The organism is Paraburkholderia sp. EG287B (assembly GCF_040965595.1).
In the GTDB taxonomy this organism is placed as follows: Bacteria; Pseudomonadota; Gammaproteobacteria; order Burkholderiales; family Burkholderiaceae; genus Paraburkholderia.
Window position 1 is genome coordinate 188,998 of sequence record NZ_JBFRCG010000011.1, and the last position, 16,470, is coordinate 205,467.

18 protein-coding genes and 1 pseudogene are annotated in these 16,470 nt (G+C 63.6%); 11 read left to right on the forward strand and 8 right to left on the reverse strand.

Annotation, left to right across the window (positions count from 1 at the left end):
• Positions 1-21: 21 nt before the first annotated feature.
• From gyrB to dnaA, 3 genes are all read right to left on the reverse strand, one after another.
• The gene (gene gyrB / locus AB4Y40_RS21405; RefSeq protein WP_368689473.1) at positions 22-2,496 is read right to left on the reverse strand and encodes a DNA topoisomerase (ATP-hydrolyzing) subunit B; all 2,475 of its coding nucleotides are present in this window, start codon (positions 2,494-2,496) and stop codon (positions 22-24) included.
• A gap of 113 nt (positions 2,497-2,609) precedes the next feature.
• Positions 2,610-3,713 carry a DNA polymerase III subunit beta gene (gene dnaN / locus AB4Y40_RS21410; RefSeq protein WP_028203240.1) on the reverse strand — a complete coding sequence of 368 codons (1,104 nt, stop codon included), beginning with the start codon at positions 3,711-3,713 and terminating at the stop codon, positions 2,610-2,612.
• Between the two features lie 275 nt (positions 3,714-3,988).
• The gene (dnaA, locus tag AB4Y40_RS21415) at positions 3,989-5,572 is read right to left on the reverse strand and encodes a chromosomal replication initiator protein DnaA (protein ID WP_368689474.1); all 1,584 of its coding nucleotides are present in this window, start codon (positions 5,570-5,572) and stop codon (positions 3,989-3,991) included.
• 423 nt (positions 5,573-5,995) lie between these two features.
• Between dnaA and rpmH the strand changes: the two genes are divergently transcribed.
• The 4 genes and pseudogenes from rpmH to yidC all read left to right on the forward strand — a co-directional run bounded on the left by rpmH (position 5,996) and on the right by yidC (position 8,782).
• Entirely contained in the window at positions 5,996-6,130 is a 135-nt protein-coding gene (gene rpmH, locus AB4Y40_RS21420) for a 50S ribosomal protein L34 (RefSeq protein ID WP_026120950.1), read from the forward strand.
• A 91-nt stretch (positions 6,131-6,221) separates the two neighbouring features.
• A pseudogene (gene rnpA, locus AB4Y40_RS21425) lies at positions 6,222-6,644 on the forward strand (ribonuclease P protein component); the annotation flags it as partial.
• Positions 6,645-6,847: 203 nt separating this feature from the next.
• Positions 6,848-7,078, forward strand: a complete 231-nt coding sequence (gene yidD / locus AB4Y40_RS21430) for a membrane protein insertion efficiency factor YidD (protein WP_028203242.1) — start codon at positions 6,848-6,850, stop codon at positions 7,076-7,078.
• 30 nt (positions 7,079-7,108) lie between these two features.
• Positions 7,109-8,782 (forward strand): membrane protein insertase YidC, encoded by a 1,674-nt coding sequence (yidC, locus tag AB4Y40_RS21435; RefSeq protein ID WP_368689475.1) that lies wholly within the window; start codon positions 7,109-7,111, stop codon positions 8,780-8,782.
• Positions 8,783-8,917: 135 nt separating this feature from the next.
• Here yidC and AB4Y40_RS21440 read toward each other — a convergent pair whose 3' ends face one another.
• A complete protein-coding gene (locus AB4Y40_RS21440) occupies positions 8,918-9,337 on the reverse strand; it encodes a helix-turn-helix domain-containing protein (protein WP_368689476.1) in 420 nt (139 codons plus the stop codon).
• Between the two features lie 362 nt (positions 9,338-9,699).
• Here AB4Y40_RS21440 and mnmE point away from each other — a divergent pair, with 362 nt between their 5' ends.
• The 5 genes from mnmE to AB4Y40_RS21465 all read left to right on the forward strand — a co-directional run bounded on the left by mnmE (position 9,700) and on the right by AB4Y40_RS21465 (position 13,836).
• Complete coding sequence (mnmE, locus tag AB4Y40_RS21445; protein ID WP_368689477.1) at positions 9,700-11,100, forward strand: tRNA uridine-5-carboxymethylaminomethyl(34) synthesis GTPase MnmE; 1,401 nt, start codon at positions 9,700-9,702, stop codon at positions 11,098-11,100.
• Between the two features lie 157 nt (positions 11,101-11,257).
• Positions 11,258-11,569 carry a DUF4148 domain-containing protein gene (locus AB4Y40_RS21450; RefSeq protein WP_110383218.1) on the forward strand — a complete coding sequence of 104 codons (312 nt, stop codon included), beginning with the start codon at positions 11,258-11,260 and terminating at the stop codon, positions 11,567-11,569.
• 425 nt (positions 11,570-11,994) lie between these two features.
• On the forward strand, positions 11,995-12,189 hold the full coding sequence (locus tag AB4Y40_RS21455; RefSeq protein WP_028203247.1) for a hypothetical protein: 195 nt from the start codon (positions 11,995-11,997) through the stop codon (positions 12,187-12,189).
• Positions 12,190-12,334: 145 nt separating this feature from the next.
• On the forward strand, positions 12,335-12,571 hold the full coding sequence (locus AB4Y40_RS21460; protein ID WP_368689478.1) for a hypothetical protein: 237 nt from the start codon (positions 12,335-12,337) through the stop codon (positions 12,569-12,571).
• Positions 12,572-12,810: 239 nt separating this feature from the next.
• Positions 12,811-13,836: a S1C family serine protease gene (locus tag AB4Y40_RS21465; protein WP_368689479.1), complete on the forward strand. Its 1,026-nt coding sequence runs from the start codon at positions 12,811-12,813 to the stop codon at positions 13,834-13,836.
• 55 nt (positions 13,837-13,891) lie between these two features.
• On the opposite strand, the gene AB4Y40_RS21470 is transcribed toward AB4Y40_RS21465, so the two are convergent.
• The 4 genes from AB4Y40_RS21470 to AB4Y40_RS21485 form a co-directional block, all read right to left on the reverse strand.
• Positions 13,892-14,278 carry an ecotin precursor gene (locus tag AB4Y40_RS21470; RefSeq protein ID WP_368689480.1) on the reverse strand — a complete coding sequence of 129 codons (387 nt, stop codon included), beginning with the start codon at positions 14,276-14,278 and terminating at the stop codon, positions 13,892-13,894.
• Between the two features lie 134 nt (positions 14,279-14,412).
• The gene (locus AB4Y40_RS21475; RefSeq protein WP_368689481.1) at positions 14,413-14,580 is read right to left on the reverse strand and encodes a hypothetical protein; all 168 of its coding nucleotides are present in this window, start codon (positions 14,578-14,580) and stop codon (positions 14,413-14,415) included.
• A 43-nt stretch (positions 14,581-14,623) separates the two neighbouring features.
• Positions 14,624-14,788: a hypothetical protein gene (locus tag AB4Y40_RS21480; RefSeq protein WP_167334410.1), complete on the reverse strand. Its 165-nt coding sequence runs from the start codon at positions 14,786-14,788 to the stop codon at positions 14,624-14,626.
• Between the two features lie 207 nt (positions 14,789-14,995).
• On the reverse strand, positions 14,996-15,622 hold the full coding sequence (locus AB4Y40_RS21485; protein WP_368689482.1) for a LysE family translocator: 627 nt from the start codon (positions 15,620-15,622) through the stop codon (positions 14,996-14,998).
• 83 nt (positions 15,623-15,705) lie between these two features.
• Here AB4Y40_RS21485 and AB4Y40_RS21490 point away from each other — a divergent pair, with 83 nt between their 5' ends.
• Together AB4Y40_RS21490 and sap1 are read left to right on the forward strand one after the other, a co-directional pair.
• Positions 15,706-16,074, forward strand: coding sequence for a hypothetical protein (locus AB4Y40_RS21490; RefSeq protein WP_368689483.1), 369 nt, complete (start codon positions 15,706-15,708; stop codon positions 16,072-16,074).
• Between the two features lie 40 nt (positions 16,075-16,114).
• Entirely contained in the window at positions 16,115-16,456 is a 342-nt protein-coding gene (gene sap1, locus AB4Y40_RS21495; RefSeq protein WP_368689484.1) for a surface attachment protein Sap1, read from the forward strand.
• Positions 16,457-16,470: the final 14 nt, after the last annotated feature.

Here is a 16,470-nt window from a genome sequence, read left to right on the forward strand (position 1 = left end):
TTCAATGACAGCAACAGACGATCAAACGTCGATATTCCCCGCCCGCAGCGCATTGCTTTCGATAAACGCGCGACGCGGTTCGACATCGTCACCCATGAGCGTTGTGAAGATGCCATCGGCGGCGATCGCGTCCTCGATCTGCACGCGCAGCAGACGGCGCACCGTCGGGTCCATCGTCGTTTCCCACAGCTGCCCGGGGTTCATCTCGCCAAGCCCCTTATAGCGCTGCTTCGACACGTTGCGCTCGGCATCCGCGATCAGCCACTTCATCGCGCTCTTGAAGTCGTTCACGGCCATGCTGCGCTCGCCGCGCTTGATCACGGCGTTCTTGCCGATCAAGCCCTTGAAGGTATTGGCCGTGTTCACGAGCTGCTGATAGTCGGCGGTGAGCTGGAACTCCTCGTCGATCACCGAGACCTTCACGTTGCCGTGATGGCGGCGCTCCACGCGCAGCGAACGTTGCTCGCGCACCTGATCGTACATCGGCACCACGCTCACTTCAGGCTTGAGCGGATCGTCGCGCAGCTGCGCTTCGAGTGCACGCGCCGAAGCTTCGGTCGAGGCTTCGCTCGACAGGTCGATCGCCACGCCGTCCATGATCGCTTCGAGCGCGCGCTCGTCGTACAGACGCGAGAGACGATCCACCACGCCGCGCGCAAGCTGGTACGAGCGCGCGAGTTCGCCGAGCGCGTCGCCGGAGATCGGCGTGGCGCCTTCGTTCGGCACCAGCTCCGAGCCTTGCAGGGCGAGACGCAGCATATGCGCGTTGAGCTCCGAATCGTCTTTCAGATAACGCTCGTCTTTCCCCGCCTTGAGCTTGTACAGCGGCGGCTGCGCGATATACACGTAGCCGCGCTCGATCATCTCCGGCATCTGGCGATAGAAGAACGTGAGCAGCAGCGTGCGGATGTGCGCACCGTCCACGTCCGCGTCGGTCATGATGATGATGCGGTGATAGCGCAGCTTGTCGAGGTTGTAGTCGTCCTTGCCAATGCCGCAGCCGAGCGCGGTGATCAGCGTGACGATCTGCTCGGAAGACAGCAGCTTGTCGTAGCGCGCCTTTTCGACGTTCAGCACCTTGCCGCGCAGCGGCAGGATTGCCTGGAACTTGCGATCGCGGCCTTGCTTGGCCGAGCCGCCTGCCGAATCGCCCTCGACGATATAGACCTCCGACTTCGCCGGATCCTTTTCCTGGCAGTCCGCGAGCTTGCCCGGCAGCCCCACGCCGTCGAGCACGCCCTTGCGGCGCGTCATTTCGCGCGCCTTGCGCGCCGCGTCACGCGCCCGCGCGGCGTCGACGATCTTGCCGCAAATGGTCTTCGCGTCGTTCGGCGTTTCGAGCAGGAACTCTTCGAGCGCCTTCGCCACGACGTCTTCCACCGGCGCGCGCACTTCCGAGGAAACCAGCTTGTCCTTCGTCTGCGAGCTGAACTTCGGCTCCGGCACCTTCACCGAAAGCACGCACGACAAACCTTCGCGCATGTCGTCGCCCGAGGTTTCCACCTTGGCCTTCTTGGCGATTTCGTTGTCGGCGATGTACTTGTTGATCACGCGCGTCATCGCCGCGCGCAGGCCGGTCAAGTGCGTGCCGCCGTCGCGCTGCGGGATGTTGTTCGTGAAGCACAGCACGCTTTCGTTGTAGCTGTCGTTCCACTGCATCGCCACTTCCACGCCCACGCCGTCCTTCTCGCTCGAGACGTAGAAGATGTTCGGGTGCAGGACCTGCTTGGCCTTGTTGATGTACTCGACAAAGCCCTTCACGCCGCCCGCGAAGGCGAAGTCGTCTTCCTTGCCGGTGCGCTGATCGGTCAGGCGGATGCGCACGCCGTTGTTCAGGAACGAGAGCTCGCGAATGCGCTTGGCGAGAATGTCGTAGTGGTACTCCACGCTGCCGAAGATGGTTTCGTCGGCCATGAAGTGCACTTCGGTGCCGCGATTTTCCGTGTCGCCGAGCACTTGCATCGGCGAGATCGCGTGGCCGTCGCGCTCTTCGAGAATGCGGTTCTGCGGCACGCCACGGTGGAATTCCATGAAGTGCTTCTTGCCGTTGCGGCGCACGGTGAGGCGCAGGAAGCTCGAAAGCGCGTTCACGCACGACACGCCCACGCCGTGCAGGCCGCCCGAGACCTTGTAGCTGTTCTGGTCGAACTTGCCGCCCGCGTGCAGTTCCGTCATCACGATTTCGGCGGCGCTGCGCTTCGGATCGTGCTTGTCGTCCATCTTCACGTCCGTGGGAATGCCGCGGCCGTTGTCGGTGATCGAGATGGAGTTGTCCGCGTGGATCACCACGTGGATGTCGTTACAGTAGCCGGCGAGGGCTTCGTCGATCGAGTTGTCCAGCACTTCGAAGACGAGGTGGTGCAGACCGGTGCCGTCCGACGTGTCGCCGATGTACATCCCGGGGCGCTTGCGCACTGCCTCCAGACCTTCGAGGATCTGGATCGACGAGGCGCCGTAGCTGCTGTTGTCGGGTTGCGAGTTGTTCGTATCAGTCATGGAATTTTCCGGTTCTGCGTACTGCCTGTGTTACTGCTCGAGACTTTTTCAAAAAGCCATAAAAACGCCAAAGGGGCGCAGCGCCCCCTGGTGTTCTTCTTCTGTCGCGCTTTTTAGATGCGCATCGGCATCACCACGTACTTGAATTCCTCGTTCTCGGGAATCGTGATGAGCGCGCTGGAGCTGGCGTCGCCGAGGCTCACTTCCAGCGTGTCGACCTTCAGGTTCGCGAGTACGTCGAGCAGATACGTGACGTTGAACCCGATGTCGATGGTGTCGCCCTGGTAGGCGATTTCCAGCTCTTCCTGCGCCTCTTCCTGGTCGGCGTTGGTCGACATGATCTTGAGCTGGCCCGGCTCGATGATGCAGCGCACGCCCTTGAACTTGTCGGACGTGAGAATCGCCGCGCGTTGCAGCGAGCGTTGCAGTTCTTCGCGGCCGATCTGGAAGGTGTTCTTGTGCGCCTTCGGGATCACGCGCTGGAAGTCGGGGAACTTGCCTTCCACGAGCTTCGAGACGAGCTCGACCTGGCCGAACGTGAACTTCACCTGGGTCGAACCGATGTCGATCTTCAGCACGTCGTCGATGTCTTCGAGCAGGCGCTGGAGTTCGAGAATGGTCTTGCGCGGGATGATGACTTCCTGGCGCGCGAACGAGCCTTCGATCTTCATCGACGAGAACGCGAGGCGGTGGCCGTCGGTGGCGACTGCCATGAGCTGGTCGCCGTCCACGACGAGCAGCATGCCGTTCAGGTAGTAACGGATGTCCTGCTGCGCCATGGCGAAATACACCATGCCGAGCAACTGGCGGAACGTCTTCTGCGGCACCGCGAGGTTCGCGCCGAAGTCCTTCGCCTGCGCCACCGTGGGGAACTCGTCCGCGGCGAGCGTTTGCAGGGCGAAGCGGCTCTTGCCCGACTGCACCGTGAGGCGCTTGTCCGCGAGCGTGAGCGTGACCTGGCCGTCGGGCATCGCGCGCAGGATGTCGAGCAGCTTGCGTGCGGCGACGGTCGTGGCCACCTGGTCGTTGCCGACGCCGAAGTCGGCGGTCGTGGTGATCTGCAACTCGAGGTCGGTCGACAGGAACGAGACGTCGGAACCGGTTTTGGTGATCAGCAGATTGGCGAGGATCGGCAACGTATGGCGGCGTTCGACAATGCCGCTCACCGTTTGCAGCGGCCTCAGCAGGTTATCGCGTTCGGTCTTGACCAGTTGCATAGAGTTCCTTCGTTGATGTGACGGACTGCGCGCCCGCCTGGCGCCGGTTTTGCCGACGTGACCCCACGAAAGTCACGCGGCTTTGGCGCCGCTCAGGCGGTTAATGCGGCACAGGCCGCGGCGGTGGTTCCCGCCCCTGACCGCCGGGCGGTTAAACCCATATTGTGCCTGAAAACGGACCACTTCCCTAAATTGGGGGCGATCCGCGAAATAAACAAGGCAAACCTTTCGGGATGCGACGTCCGCCCCGCCATTCCGTTGCCGCCTGATGCGTATTACCCCTTCAGCGTCTGCTCGAGCACGTGCAGCTCATGATTGAGCTGGGCGTCCTTGGTGCGTTCGTCGGCGATCTTGCGCACGGCGTGCAGCACCGTGGTGTGGTCGCGGCCGCCGAACAGCTCGCCGATTTCCGGCAGGCTCTTCTGCGTGAGCTCCTTGGCCAGATACATGGCGATCTGGCGCGGGCGCGCGATGTTCGCCGGGCGCTTCTTCGAATACATGTCGGCGACCTTGATGCTGTAGAAGTCCGCCACCGTCTTCTGGATGTTCTCGACCGAAATCTGGCGGTTCTGCACCGTCAGCAGGTCCTTGAGCGCTTCCTTGGTCAGCTCGATCGAGATCTCGCGGCCGTGGAACTTCGAATACGCGAGGATCTTGCGCAGCGCGCCTTCGAGTTCGCGCACGTTCGAGCGCAGGTGCTTGGCGACGAAGAACGCCACGTCCTCGTTCAGGCTCACGCCTTCCGACTGCGCCTTGCGCATCAGGATGGCCACGCGCATTTCGAGCTCCGGCGGCTCGATCGCTACGGTCAGGCCCGAGTCGAAGCGCGAGATCAGACGGTCGTCGATACCCGAGATTTCCTTCGGATAGGTATCGCTCGTGATGATCACCTGCGCCTTGTTGGCGACGAGCGCCTCGAACGCGTAGAAGAACTCTTCCTGGGTGCGCGACTTGCCCGAGAAGAACTGAATATCGTCGATCAGCAGCAGGTCGAGCGAGTGGTAGTAGCGCTTGAAGTCGTCGAACGCCTTGCGCTGGTAGGCCTTCACCACGTCGGACACATACTGTTCGGCGTGGATGTAGCGGATGCGCGCGCCCGGCTTGTCGAGCAGCAGCTGGTTGCCGATCGCGTGGATCAGGTGGGTCTTGCCGAGGCCCACGCCGCCGTAGAGGAACAGCGGGTTGTACGAAATGCCGGGGTTGTCGGCGACCTGGATGGCGGCCGCGCGCGCGAGCTGGTTCGCCTTACCCGTCACGAAGTTGTCGAACGTGAGCACCGGGTTGAGCTTCGAGCGCTCGTAGGTCGGGTCGGGCTCGCCGCTCGAAGCGGCCGCAGCCGCACCCTGGCCCGGACGCCATGTGCGGCGGCCGGCGGCGGCTTCGTTGGCGTCGAGGCTCGGCAGGTCGAGGTCGGCGGCGTCTTCGGCGGTGGCCTGCGCGGCGGCGGCCGACGCGGCTTGCACCATGCCCGCGAGTCCCGTACCGCCCGTCACGGCGGCCGGGTGCGGCGCGGCGGCGGCGCTCATGACCGATGCGGACGCCGGCGCGGCAGCCAGCGGGCTGCGCGATGCCGCGGCGGGTGCCGGTGCGACATGAGGCGCGCGCATGCCCGCCTTCGGGTCGAGGACGAACTGCACGTCGACGGGCGTTTGCCAGAAGTCGCGCGCGAGATCGGTGATCCGGCCCGAGAACTGACTCTTGACCCAGTCGAGCTTGAAACGGTTGGGAGCGGCTATCTGCAGCGTGTTCGCCGCAGCATCGAAGGCAACCGGGGCCAACGGTTTAATCCACGTCACGTACTGCTGGGGCGTTAGCTCACGCTCCAGTAGTGCGGAACAGTGTTGCCAGAATTCGTTCATCGAGTTGCTGTGGTCGTTTTGTTTGCATGCGTTGCGGTCGCTTCGCTCTTGTCGCACAGATGCGACGAGGCCCTGACGAGGCGACGGCAATGGCTCCGGAAGCCCGCGCGGCAAAGGTCTTGCGGCAAGCAGGCGGGCCGGAGCGGCATGCAGGATTCTTGGGATAGGCGAGATTCTAACGCCGAAATCCCCTCACCAGGAAGTTATCCACAGGGACGGATCAACGCACGCTCGTTCGTGCCCTCGCCGCGGCCGATGCAGGCGCTGCGCGCCCGTCCCGGAAGGTTCGATCGCCTAACCTATTGACGGCCAACGAAAAACCGGCTTAAATAGCGGGTTCCTCGAAAACCAATCCCTAGTACCACCGGCCATTGCCTTTTTCCGCGATGCTCGCCGCGGTCAAAACTCAACAGTGAGAGCAACATGAAACGTACTTTCCAACCTTCCGTTACCCGTCGCAAGCGTACCCACGGTTTCCGCGTGCGCATGAAGACCGCCGGTGGCCGCAAAGTGATCAACGCACGCCGTGCGAAGGGTCGCAAGCGCCTCGCCGTCTAAGTCGGGCAGCATCGCTATCAGCGAAATCACGGGTAGCGGCCCGCTCGCGAGCACGGCGAACAGGACGAACCTGGTAACTGATCGGGGCGTCATGCCGTCGCGAACGCAAGCCGCTTTTCCGAAAGCCGCAAGGCTACTGAAAACGGATGAGTTCTCATCCGTTTTTCGTTTGCGCCCCTGGCGCCGCACCGAGCACTTCGTCGTGTACGGCCGGCCCACCGGCAACGAGGCGCGGCTCGGACTCGTGATCGGCAAGAAGTACGCACCGCGCGCGGTCACGCGCAACCTGGTGCGCCGGATTGCCCGCGAAGCGTTTCGTGTGCGTCGTGTGCAGTTCGAAGGTTTCGACCTGCTGCTGCGCCTGCATACGAAGTTCGACCGCAAGGCGCTGCCGGGCGCGTCTTCGCCGGGGCTCAAAGCTTTGTGCCGCGGCGAGATCGAGACGCTGCTCGAAAAGGCCGCGCGCGAAGTCACGCGGCGTGGCGGCGCCGTGCCTGCGACATCTGCGCGCACCCCTTGCGCAACGCAGGCTGCGGCACCAACTGGGCAGGCAGCCGGGAAACCGGCGCAGGCCCAGGCCAGTAAAGATTTGCCGCCGGACGAGAGCAAGACCCGCGCATCATGAGCGGGGCGCGCGAGTCCGGCATATCCGACGTCGCCGCCGCGCAAGCGGCACGTGGTTCGTCATCGAACGCGGCGCAGCCAGGCCGCAACGCCATGCAAACGGTATTGATCGCACTGCTGCGTTTCTACAAGCTTGCCGTGAGTCCCCTCCTCGGCAGCCGGTGCCGTTTTTATCCTTCCTGTTCGGATTACGCACGCGAGGCAATCCAGTATCATGGCGCCGCGCGTGGGACTTACCTCGCCGCGCGGCGGCTGTGCCGCTGCCATCCGTTTTCGGCGGGCGGCGTCGATCTCGTCCCGCCTGCATCTCCGAAAAAGCGCTGACGCGCCATTCCATCGACACTGAGACAACGCATGGATATCAAACGCACCGTCCTATGGGTCATCTTCTTCATGTCAGCTGTCATGCTGTACGACAACTGGCAGCGCGACCATGGACGCCAGTCGATGTTCTTCCCGAACGCGACGCAAACGCAGACGCAAACCGCCGCGAGCGGCCCTGCGCCGGCTAGCGCCGCCAACGGCGCGTCCGACCTGCCGACGGCCGCCGCCGCGGGCCAGGCGCCGACGAACACCGCCCAGCCGGCTGCAGCCGCAGCACAGCTCGTTCACTTTCGCACCGACGTCTACGACGGCGTGATCGACACGCGCGGCGGCACGCTCGTGAAGCTTTCGCTTGTCAAGGAAAGCGCCGACGGCAAGGGTCCCGACCAGTACATCACGCTGTTCGACCACACCAACGACCACACGTACCTCGCGCGCACCGGCCTGCTCGGCGGCGACTTCCCGAACCACAACGACGTGTTCACGGCAGTCGAAGGCCCGCGCGAGCTGACCGGCGACGCCAACTCTTTCCAGATCGCGCTGCAGTCGCCCGAGAAAGGCGGCGTGAAGGTCACCAAGACCTACACGTTCACGCGCGGCAGCTACGTGATCGGCGTGGACTGGAAGGTGCAGAACGTCAGCGGAGCGCCGGTTTCGCCCACGCTCTACATGGAAATCGTGCGTGACAGCCAGCCGGTCGAAACGCCGCGCTTCTCGCACACCTTCATCGGCCCGGCGGTGTACTCGAACGAGCATCACTTCCAGAAGATCACGTTCGGCGACATCGACAAGAACAAGGCCGACTTCGTGACCCAGGCCGATAACGGCTGGATCGCGATGGTGCAGCACTACTTCGCGACCGCGTGGATTCCGCAGCAAGGCGTCAAGCGCAGCATCTACGTCGAGAAGTTCGACAACTCGCTCTATCGCGTGGGCATGAAGCAGCCGCTCGGCACGATCGCACCGGGTGCGACGGACACCGTGCAGGCGCGCCTCTTCGCGGGTCCGCAGGAAGAGCGCATGCTCGAAGGCATCGCGCCGGGCCTGGAACTCGTGAAGGACTACGGCTGGGTGACGATCATCGCCAAGCCGCTCTTCTGGCTGCTCGAGAAGATCCACGGCTACGTGGGCAACTGGGGCTGGTCGATCGTGCTGCTCACGCTGCTCATCAAGGCCGTGTTCTTCCCGCTCTCCGCCGCCAGCTACAAGTCGATGGCGCGCATGAAGGAAATCACGCCGCGCATGCAGGCGCTGCGCGAGCGCTTCAAGAGCGACCCGCAGAAGATGAACGCGGCGCTCATGGAGCTCTACAAGACCGAGAAGGTGAACCCGTTCGGCGGCTGTCTGCCGGTGGTGATCCAGATCCCGGTGTTCATCTCGCTGTACTGGGTGCTGCTCTCGTCGGTGGAAATGCGCGGCGCGCCGTGGATTCTCTGGATTCACGACCTCTCGCAGCAGGACCCGTTCTTCATCCTGCCGGTGCTGATGGCCGTCTCGATGTTCGTGCAGACCAAGCTGAACCCGACGCCGCCGGACCCCGTCCAGGCGAAGATGATGATGTTCATGCCGATCGCGTTCTCGGTCATGTTCTTCTTCTTCCCGGCCGGCCTCGTGCTGTACTACGTCGTGAACAACGTGCTGTCGATCGCGCAGCAGTACTACATCACGCGCATGATGGGCAAAGGCAAGAAGAAGCTCGCCTGAGCGCCGGGGCGGCAGTGATGCCGCCACCTGAATCAAGGCTCGAAAAAAAGCCGTCCGGTGCGAACCGGACGGCTTTTTGCATGATCGGAGCGCCATTTCCTTGACGACGCAGAGCGCAGCGTTCGGGTGCGCGCGTTAGCTCTTGTCCGCGTCGCCGTAGAATTGGGCGACCAGTTCCTGCACGAGATAGCGGTGATGGGCGCTGAGCGACTCGATCTTCGAGGCCAGTTCGAGCGTTTCCTCGGAAACCGGATATTTGCCGTCAGGCTTGCGCGGCCGCGGCACGCCGGCGCCTGCGTTACCCGGAGGACCGTAGTGCAGCCAGTGGATGTCCACGTCGAACCATTTCGCCAGCGTCTCCAGCTTGTCCTGGGTGGGAATGGTGCGGCCGCTCAGCCACTTGTGAGCGGTTTGCGGCGAAACCGGATGCTCGCCGTGATGGCGCAGATTGAACCGGTTCGCCAGGTCGGTGCTGCCGCGTAGTTTTTCGGGCGCGCGCTTCATGGCGAACCTGAGACGTTCGGCAAAAGCGGCTTTTTCGTTGGAGGTCGGCATGGGCCAGATTGTGCAACCCGAAATCGCCGAAGATGACAACCAGTTAGGCTACATTTAACGTGTAAAAGTGAAAATTCACCTGCTTATGGTTGGCGTATGACTTTGGTCGAGATCTCCGCGAGTTCGCTTGTGGCAAGACGTCGGTGGGGTCCAGCGCCCGAATTCTGTGAAATCTGACAGAATTCTCTAAGACTAATCTTAGCTAAATTAAGATAAAGCGAGACGATTCTTAGCCGAGCTTCCAGCCGGAAAACGCTCTGTCCGGCGCGTTACAATGCCTCGCGTTTTGCGAGTGCTCGCAAGACCGCAGCGAGTCCCCGCACTCCATCCCGATTCCAGCCCTGCTCTACGGTCCGCCCATCATGCTCGCCACCGATTCCGATCCCATCGTCGCCATTGCTACTGCGCCCGGACGCGGCGGGATTGGTGTCGTGCGCGTGTCGGCCGGCCGCGCCGGCGCGGCGGCGACCGCTGCGTTGATGCAGGCCCTCACGGGCCAGGAGCTGGTTGCGCGCCACGCGAGCTACGTGCCGTTCCTCGACGGCGCCGGCACGGTGCTCGACCGGGGTATCGCGCTGTCGTTCCCCGCGCCGCATTCGTACACCGGCGAGCACGTACTCGAACTGCAGGGCCACGGCGGCCCGATCGTGCTGCAACTCGTTTTGCAACGCTGCATCGAGGCCGGCCGCGAATTCGGGCTGCGCCTCGCGGAACCCGGCGAATTTACGCGGCGCGCGTTCCTCAACGACAAACTCGATCTGGCCCAGGCGGAAGCCGTGGCCGACCTGATCGAGGCGAGCACCGAAGCGGCGGCGCGCTCGGCGGGCCGCTCGCTCGACGGCGCGTTCTCGCGCGACATTCATGCGCTCGTGGACGACGTCGTGACGCTGCGCATGCTGGTGGAGGCGACGCTCGATTTTCCCGAGGAAGAGATCGACTTCCTCGAGGCCGCGGATGCCCGCGGCAAGCTCGCACGCATTCGCGAGCAGCTCGACCACGTGCTCTCCGAAGCGCGCCAGGGCGCGCTGCTACGCGAGGGTCTTTCGGTCGTGCTCGCGGGGCAGCCCAACGTGGGCAAGTCGTCGCTGTTGAACGCGCTGGCAGGTGCGGAGCTCGCGATCGTGACGCCCGTGGCCGGCACGACGCGCGACAAGATTTCCCAAACCATCCAGGTCGAAGGCATTCCGCTGCATGTCATCGACACGGCAGGTTTGCGCGACACCGAGGACGAGGTCGAGAAGATCGGCATCGAGCGCACGTGGAGCGAGATCGGCCGCGCAGACGTAGTGCTGCATCTGCTCGATGCGCGCACGGGTATGAACGCCGAAGACGAGGTGATCGCCGCGCGCTTTCCCGCCGGTGTGCCGGTCGTACGCGTGCTCAACAAGACCGACCTGACCGGTGTGCCGCCCGAAGTGGCGAAGCGTCGTGCCGAGAACGGCAGCGATGTTTGCGAGTTGCGCCTTTCGGCGAAACAGGGCGACGGTGTCGGCCTGCTGCGCGCCGAGCTGCTGCGCATTGCGGGTTGGCAGGCGGACGCGCAGAGTGTCTATCTCGCGCGCGAGCGCCATCTCATCGCGCTGCGTGCGGCGCGCGAGCATCTCGCACAGGCGGCGGCGCATGCCGACCAGAATTCTCAATTGCTCGACCTGTTCGCCGAAGAGCTGCGGCTCGCGCAGGAGTCGCTGAATTCGATTACCGGCGAATTCACGTCCGATGACCTGCTGGGGGTGATTTTCAGCCGCTTTTGTATCGGGAAGTAACCCGCAAGCGCGCTTCGCCCCGCCCCATTCTTCTCCAGCCTGGAACAATCCCTTCGAAGGCTGAGGGTTAACCCTCGGCGGCAATCCGCCTAGACTTTCGCTCATCGGATGCAGACACGTTGTCGCACCGAATCAAAAGCCAAAGGAGGTAGTTAGCATGAAGTCCCTGATCCAGACCGTAGCCGTTGCCGTTGCACTCGTGGTGCCGATGGCATCGTTCGCGCAATCGAATGCGCCCGTGACCCGCGCCCAGGTGCGCGCCGAGCTCGAGCAGCTCGCGAAGGCGGGCTGGCATCCGGGCGCAGGGGCGGACCCGCACTACCCCGACGATCTTCTCGCAGCCGAAGCCAAGGTAGCCGCCGCGAACGGCGCAACGAGCGGCTATGGCGGCGTGGCAGCCGGCAACTCGGATGCAGGCCGCCCGGCGGTGTCCAAGGCCGACTGGAACGCGATGTATAACCATCCGTAACACGGCAATACTGCTGAAACGCTTGCGAAGATCCCGCGCAGGCGTTTCGCATACCTGAACGAATACCTCCGCCGTCGTTGACGCGACGGCTTCGCTCGGGCCTTCGGGCCTGGGCGCTTTTTCCAGCGACCGTCGAGCAAACTGGCGAGGCTGCTCAAAAGCAAAGCTTGTTCAGCCTCATCTCTGCGCACTACGAGCTAACTGCCAGGTCATTTAGTTCGTAGTGCGATCTATCAAGCAGCCCCCAAGCAGTCAATCGCTTTGCACAGGCCTCAACGCTTTCGCTCGCTAACACGCCCCTGTCTCACTCCACAAGCGCGCAGCGGCCGCTGTGTGCGGTTGTAATTTGTGGACACACATCGTTGCTTTTCCAAACCCTTGCCGCGGCGTGGCTCGTCGACAATCAGTGGCATAGGAGAACGACGATGAAAACACTCTTCTGCGTTATTGCTCTGGTTGGCTTGTCGGCTGGCCTCACCGGTTGTGTGGTGGCGCCGCCGTATGCGTACGCGCCTGCGCCGGCCTACGGCTATGGCTATGCGCCGGGCTACTATGCGGCGCCGTCGGTGGATATCGGGGTTGGCGTGGGCGGCTATTACGGCCACGGCTGGCGACGTTAAGGGGACCGTAACAAGCCGTCTGAAAGGTTGAGGTCTGACCTTTGAACCTGACCTATCCGATGTGATAGCTGGACACGCGCCGCCGCCGAACTAAAGTGGCGAGACACGTTTTCATAAGACGTTGGACCAGTGCACGGGGGCAACCATGAGATTCATCGACGACGAAATCGCGCATATCACGCGCGCGATGGCACCCTCGTTATCCGCTGGCACGACGCCGGCAGTCTTTTCATTCGATTACTGGTACACGCGCCTCTGCGCGTTGCTCGACCTCGTCCAGATTACGCCGTCGCAGTTCCGCACCGTCGACGCGCTCATGGTCGAGCTCGAATCGCGTCGGGCTGCGAGCGGCGCAACGGTGCGCGAGGCGCTGGCCGCCTGACTCACCGGTTCACACGTTTGCTTTGCGCGCGCCCCGCGCCGCGAATTCCCGCTTAACCTCGCCATGTCACCCGAGCATGGATTAGCCCGCGCGAGCGGGCTTTTTTCTTTTGCAGGGCGCTCGCCAGCGGACTGGCAGACTCGATCAGAAGCTTGACGTTCCGGCCGACCCGGCGCGCGCTCTTGAAAACGTCGCGCGCCCCCTGCATGTACAGCCCACTTTTTTCGGAGATTCAGATCGTGGGCAGACGACCTTCCTTCATTGACGATCTGGCTCGCGGCGTCCCTCCCGACGGCGCGGGCCAGCGCCCGGGCTTCGACGACGACGCACTCCTCGACGCCTATTCGCGAACCGTGATCGGCGCGCTGGAGCGCGTGCAGCCCGCCGTCGCGCATATTGCCGTCGAGCGCCGCGCATCGGGCCAGGCGCCCGCGCGCGGCGGCAGCGGCTCGGGCTTCCTGTTCACGCCCGACGGCTACTTGCTGACGAACAGCCACGTCGTGCATGGCGCCAGCAAGCTGAGCGTGACGCTCGCGGACGGCACGACGCAGGGTGCCGACCTCGTCGGCGACGACCCGAGCACGGATCTCGCCGTGCTGCGTATCGGCGCGGCAGAGGCGCTGCCGCACGCGCAGCTCGGCGATTCGGCGGGCCTGCGTGTCGGGCAGATCGCGATCGCCGTGGGCAGCCCGCTCGGCCTCGCGCAAACGGTGACGACGGGCGTGGTGTCGGCGCTCGGCCGCTCGCTGCGCTCGGAGTCCGGCCGCATGATCTACGACGTGATCCAGACCGACGCCGCGCTCAATCCGGGCAACTCGGGCGGGCCGCTCATCAATTCGGCCGGTCAGGTGATCGGCGTGAATACGGCGATCATTCCGGGTGCGCAGGCCATCTGCTTCGCCACGGCCATCGACACGGCAAAGTGGGTCATCACGCAGCTCTTCGCGCACGGCCGGGTGCGGCGTGCCTATATCGGCATTGCCGGCACCACGGTGCCGATCGCGCGCAAGGTGCAGCGTTACTTCGACTTGAGCGCGACCACGGGCGTGCGGGTGATGGAGATCGTCAAGGGCAGTCCCGCTGCGCTGGGCGGCCTGCGCACGGACGACACGATCGTGACGATCGATGGCGTGCCCGTCGACGGCATCGATACGCTGCAGCGTCTCTTCGACGTTTCGCGCATTGATCGCGCGGTGGAAGTCGGCGTGATCCGCTTGACGCAGCGACTCAACCTGAGGGTGACGCCCGTCGAGCAGACGGGCTAGGCGCGCGGAGCAACCGGTGATGGGCGGCGCACCGTCGCGTGCGCCGCTTCAGGCATTACCAGCCGCCGCCGGGCTGGGCATAACCCGGCTGTTGTCCGTAGCCGGGCTGCGCGTAGCCGTCGTCATATTGCGGCGGCGGTGCAGGCTGGGCCGGTGCGCAGGGCACGTAGCGGCCCGAATACTGGTCGTAACACGCCGCGCCGGCCGGGGCGGCGACATAAACCGGCGCCGGCTCGGCATACACGGGCGCGGGCTGCACATAGGCCGGCTGAGCCGGGTAGGCCACCGCCGGGCCGCTGTTGAGCACGGCGCCCACCGCGGCGCCAATCAACGCGCCGCCAACCAGCGCACCCACCACGTCACCGCCGTGATCGTGCGCGCTCGCGGGGCCAGCTGCCACCGCACACCCCGCCAGCACCAAAACGGCTGCCATCTTTCGCATGTCGTTCTCCCTGAGAACCTTTGAAAACATGCGAGCGATTGTCAGCCCGATTGCTGGATACAGGTGCTGCAAGTGGTAACGCGGAATTACGGGGGTGTGGCTTGCCAGCGCGCGCTGGCCGGGAGCGAGTCCCGTCAGCGTGCGTGCTCGCCGTCGTGCGCGTCTGCCACGTGTGTGCGCGGCGTGCTACCGCGCTGCCCGGCAGACGGACAGAGAAGGGTGAGCGCGATGGATAGCACCATCAGCACGAACAAGGCGACGAAGTACGCCATCCAGGAGAACTCGAAATCCAGGAGTGCCACCCATGTGCTTCGGCGCATTCATCCGCGCGATGCGTGCTCCCGCTCAGTGATGCAGGAAGCTGCGTAGCGGATGACGCCAGTCCATATGATGTCCGTCTCCCGCTTCTACGCGCTGTCGATGCTCCTCGAGGATTTCGTCGGAAAACAGGAAGACGACAATGACAAGGGGAATCACCAGAAACGCGCCCAGTATTACGTGCTCGATCACGATTACCTCCTGGTTGTCAAGCGGTTTGCAATTGCATTGTAGCCAAGACGCGACAGTTTGCACATTGGGCGCGCACTGAAGCTTGAAAACAATGTTCGCCAACCATCACAACCCGCGCTGAGCAGCCTGCGTGCCCGGTTTGCAGCCCGGTTCGCAGGGCTCGGGACGTGCCCCGCATCAAGGTCGCCGTCGATCCGGTTGCGCCGCTTACGCCGCCGACTTTCTCCACGCGGCGGCAAAGAGCCCGGCGCCGATGAGCAGCGTGCCGCCCGTACGATTGACCGCGCGCTGTACGCGCGTGCTGCGCACGACCTTGCGCGCGGCCGCCGCGAGCAGCGCGTAGGCGAACGCGTTGAGCGTCGCCAGTGCGATGAAGGTGGCTTCGAACACGACGATCTGCGGCGTCATGGCCAGATGCGGATCGATGAACTGCGGCACGAACGCGACGAAAAAAATGATGCTCTTCGGGTTGAGCGCGGTGACGGCGTATGCATGCGCGAAGATGCGGCCGGTGCGGGTCTCGGAGGTGTCCGGCGCGTCGCCAACGCCAACGGGCGCGCGCCAGAGCTTCACGCCCAGATAGATCAGATAGGCGGCGCCGATCCATTTGAGCACCGAGAACAGCGTGGCGGAAGCCGCGAGGATCACGCCGAGTCCGAGCATGGAAGCAGTCATCGCCGTGAAGTCGCCGAGCGCGACGCCGGCCGTGGTGGCGAGCGCGTAGCGGCGGCCGTGGCCAAGCGCGTACGAAACGACGAGCAGTACGGTCGGGCCGGGAATGGCCACGAGAATGGCCGACGCGATCGCGAACGGCAGCCAGTGAGCGAAAGTCATGGGGTTCCTCCATTGGGAAGCCCGATTTATCCACGAACTTTTGCCGTATGCAAGCGCGGGCACGGGTTCGTTTCGAGAGGCTCATGGAGCATCTGGCATCGATTTTATTCTGTCGCCAATCCATTAATGCGCGCGTTCCAGTTGGCGCTTACGGGACTTTAGGTGCGCCGCGTCATAGGCTGCCTGGCGAGCTATTAAACCGTTTAAATCAAAGCGGGCTTGATTTCCCTATCCTGGCTATAACCGGCTGCGCCTTGTCGGATAAGGCGCGGGACGATGTAATCGATGCTTCGGAGTGCTGCTGGACGCCCTTTAGCGCCAGGCTGAAAGATATAACGGCACTCGACACCATGCTGCAAGCCTCCATGACTGTTGCAAACGCACACAAGTCGGGCTTGCAGTCTTTCGGCAGTTTTCTATGTTTAAAGACGCGGGTGAGGCATGAGAGTTAAATACATAGCTAACCTGAGTAAAAGCCCGCAGGAGGCAATCATGAAAACGCTAACCGGTGTGGTCGTCGCGGCGGCCAGCCTCGCTTGCGTCGTTGCGGTTCAGGCTCAGGATGTGAGTGTCAAGCCGCAGCAAACGGTGCAGCTCAAGCCGGGCTCCTATGGCTGCCTCACGAAAGACAAGCTCGACGCCGTCGCGCTTCACGAGCAGGCCGGCGAGCATCAGCAGATGCAGGAATACTTCACGGGATTCCAGTGTCTGTCCACACCCGAGAACCAGTCGTTCCGCGTCGTACAGGTGGTGGGCCACGACGTCGAATTCGTCAACGCCGCGAACGGCGACGAGCAAGGTCTCTGGACCACGGACCGCTTCATCAAGCAGTAAGCTCCAACGCGCCT

Bases quoted from the DNA above. Each gene is read 5' to 3' on its own strand.
- rpmH (WP_026120950.1), top strand. From the start codon at position 5,996: ATGAAACGTACTTTCCAACCTTCCGTTACCCGTCGCAAGCGTACCCAC.
- AB4Y40_RS21485 (WP_368689482.1), bottom strand. From the start codon at position 15,622: ATGACTTTCGCTCACTGGCTGCCGTTCGCGATCGCGTCGGCCATTCTC.
- AB4Y40_RS21490 (WP_368689483.1), top strand. From the start codon at position 15,706: ATGGAGCATCTGGCATCGATTTTATTCTGTCGCCAATCCATTAATGCG.
- mnmE (WP_368689477.1), top strand. From the start codon at position 9,700: ATGCTCGCCACCGATTCCGATCCCATCGTCGCCATTGCTACTGCGCCC.
- AB4Y40_RS21460 (WP_368689478.1), top strand. From the start codon at position 12,335: ATGAGATTCATCGACGACGAAATCGCGCATATCACGCGCGCGATGGCA.
- AB4Y40_RS21450 (WP_110383218.1), top strand. From the start codon at position 11,258: ATGAAGTCCCTGATCCAGACCGTAGCCGTTGCCGTTGCACTCGTGGTG.
- AB4Y40_RS21470 (WP_368689480.1), bottom strand. From the start codon at position 14,278: ATGCGAAAGATGGCAGCCGTTTTGGTGCTGGCGGGGTGTGCGGTGGCA.
- sap1 (WP_368689484.1), top strand. From the start codon at position 16,115: ATGAAAACGCTAACCGGTGTGGTCGTCGCGGCGGCCAGCCTCGCTTGC.
- dnaA (WP_368689474.1), bottom strand. From the start codon at position 5,572: ATGAACGAATTCTGGCAACACTGTTCCGCACTACTGGAGCGTGAGCTA.
- yidD (WP_028203242.1), top strand. From the start codon at position 6,848: ATGCAAACGGTATTGATCGCACTGCTGCGTTTCTACAAGCTTGCCGTG.
- AB4Y40_RS21455 (WP_028203247.1), top strand. From the start codon at position 11,995: ATGAAAACACTCTTCTGCGTTATTGCTCTGGTTGGCTTGTCGGCTGGC.
- gyrB (WP_368689473.1), bottom strand. From the start codon at position 2,496: ATGACTGATACGAACAACTCGCAACCCGACAACAGCAGCTACGGCGCC.
- yidC (WP_368689475.1), top strand. From the start codon at position 7,109: ATGGATATCAAACGCACCGTCCTATGGGTCATCTTCTTCATGTCAGCT.
- dnaN (WP_028203240.1), bottom strand. From the start codon at position 3,713: ATGCAACTGGTCAAGACCGAACGCGATAACCTGCTGAGGCCGCTGCAA.
- AB4Y40_RS21440 (WP_368689476.1), bottom strand. From the start codon at position 9,337: ATGCCGACCTCCAACGAAAAAGCCGCTTTTGCCGAACGTCTCAGGTTC.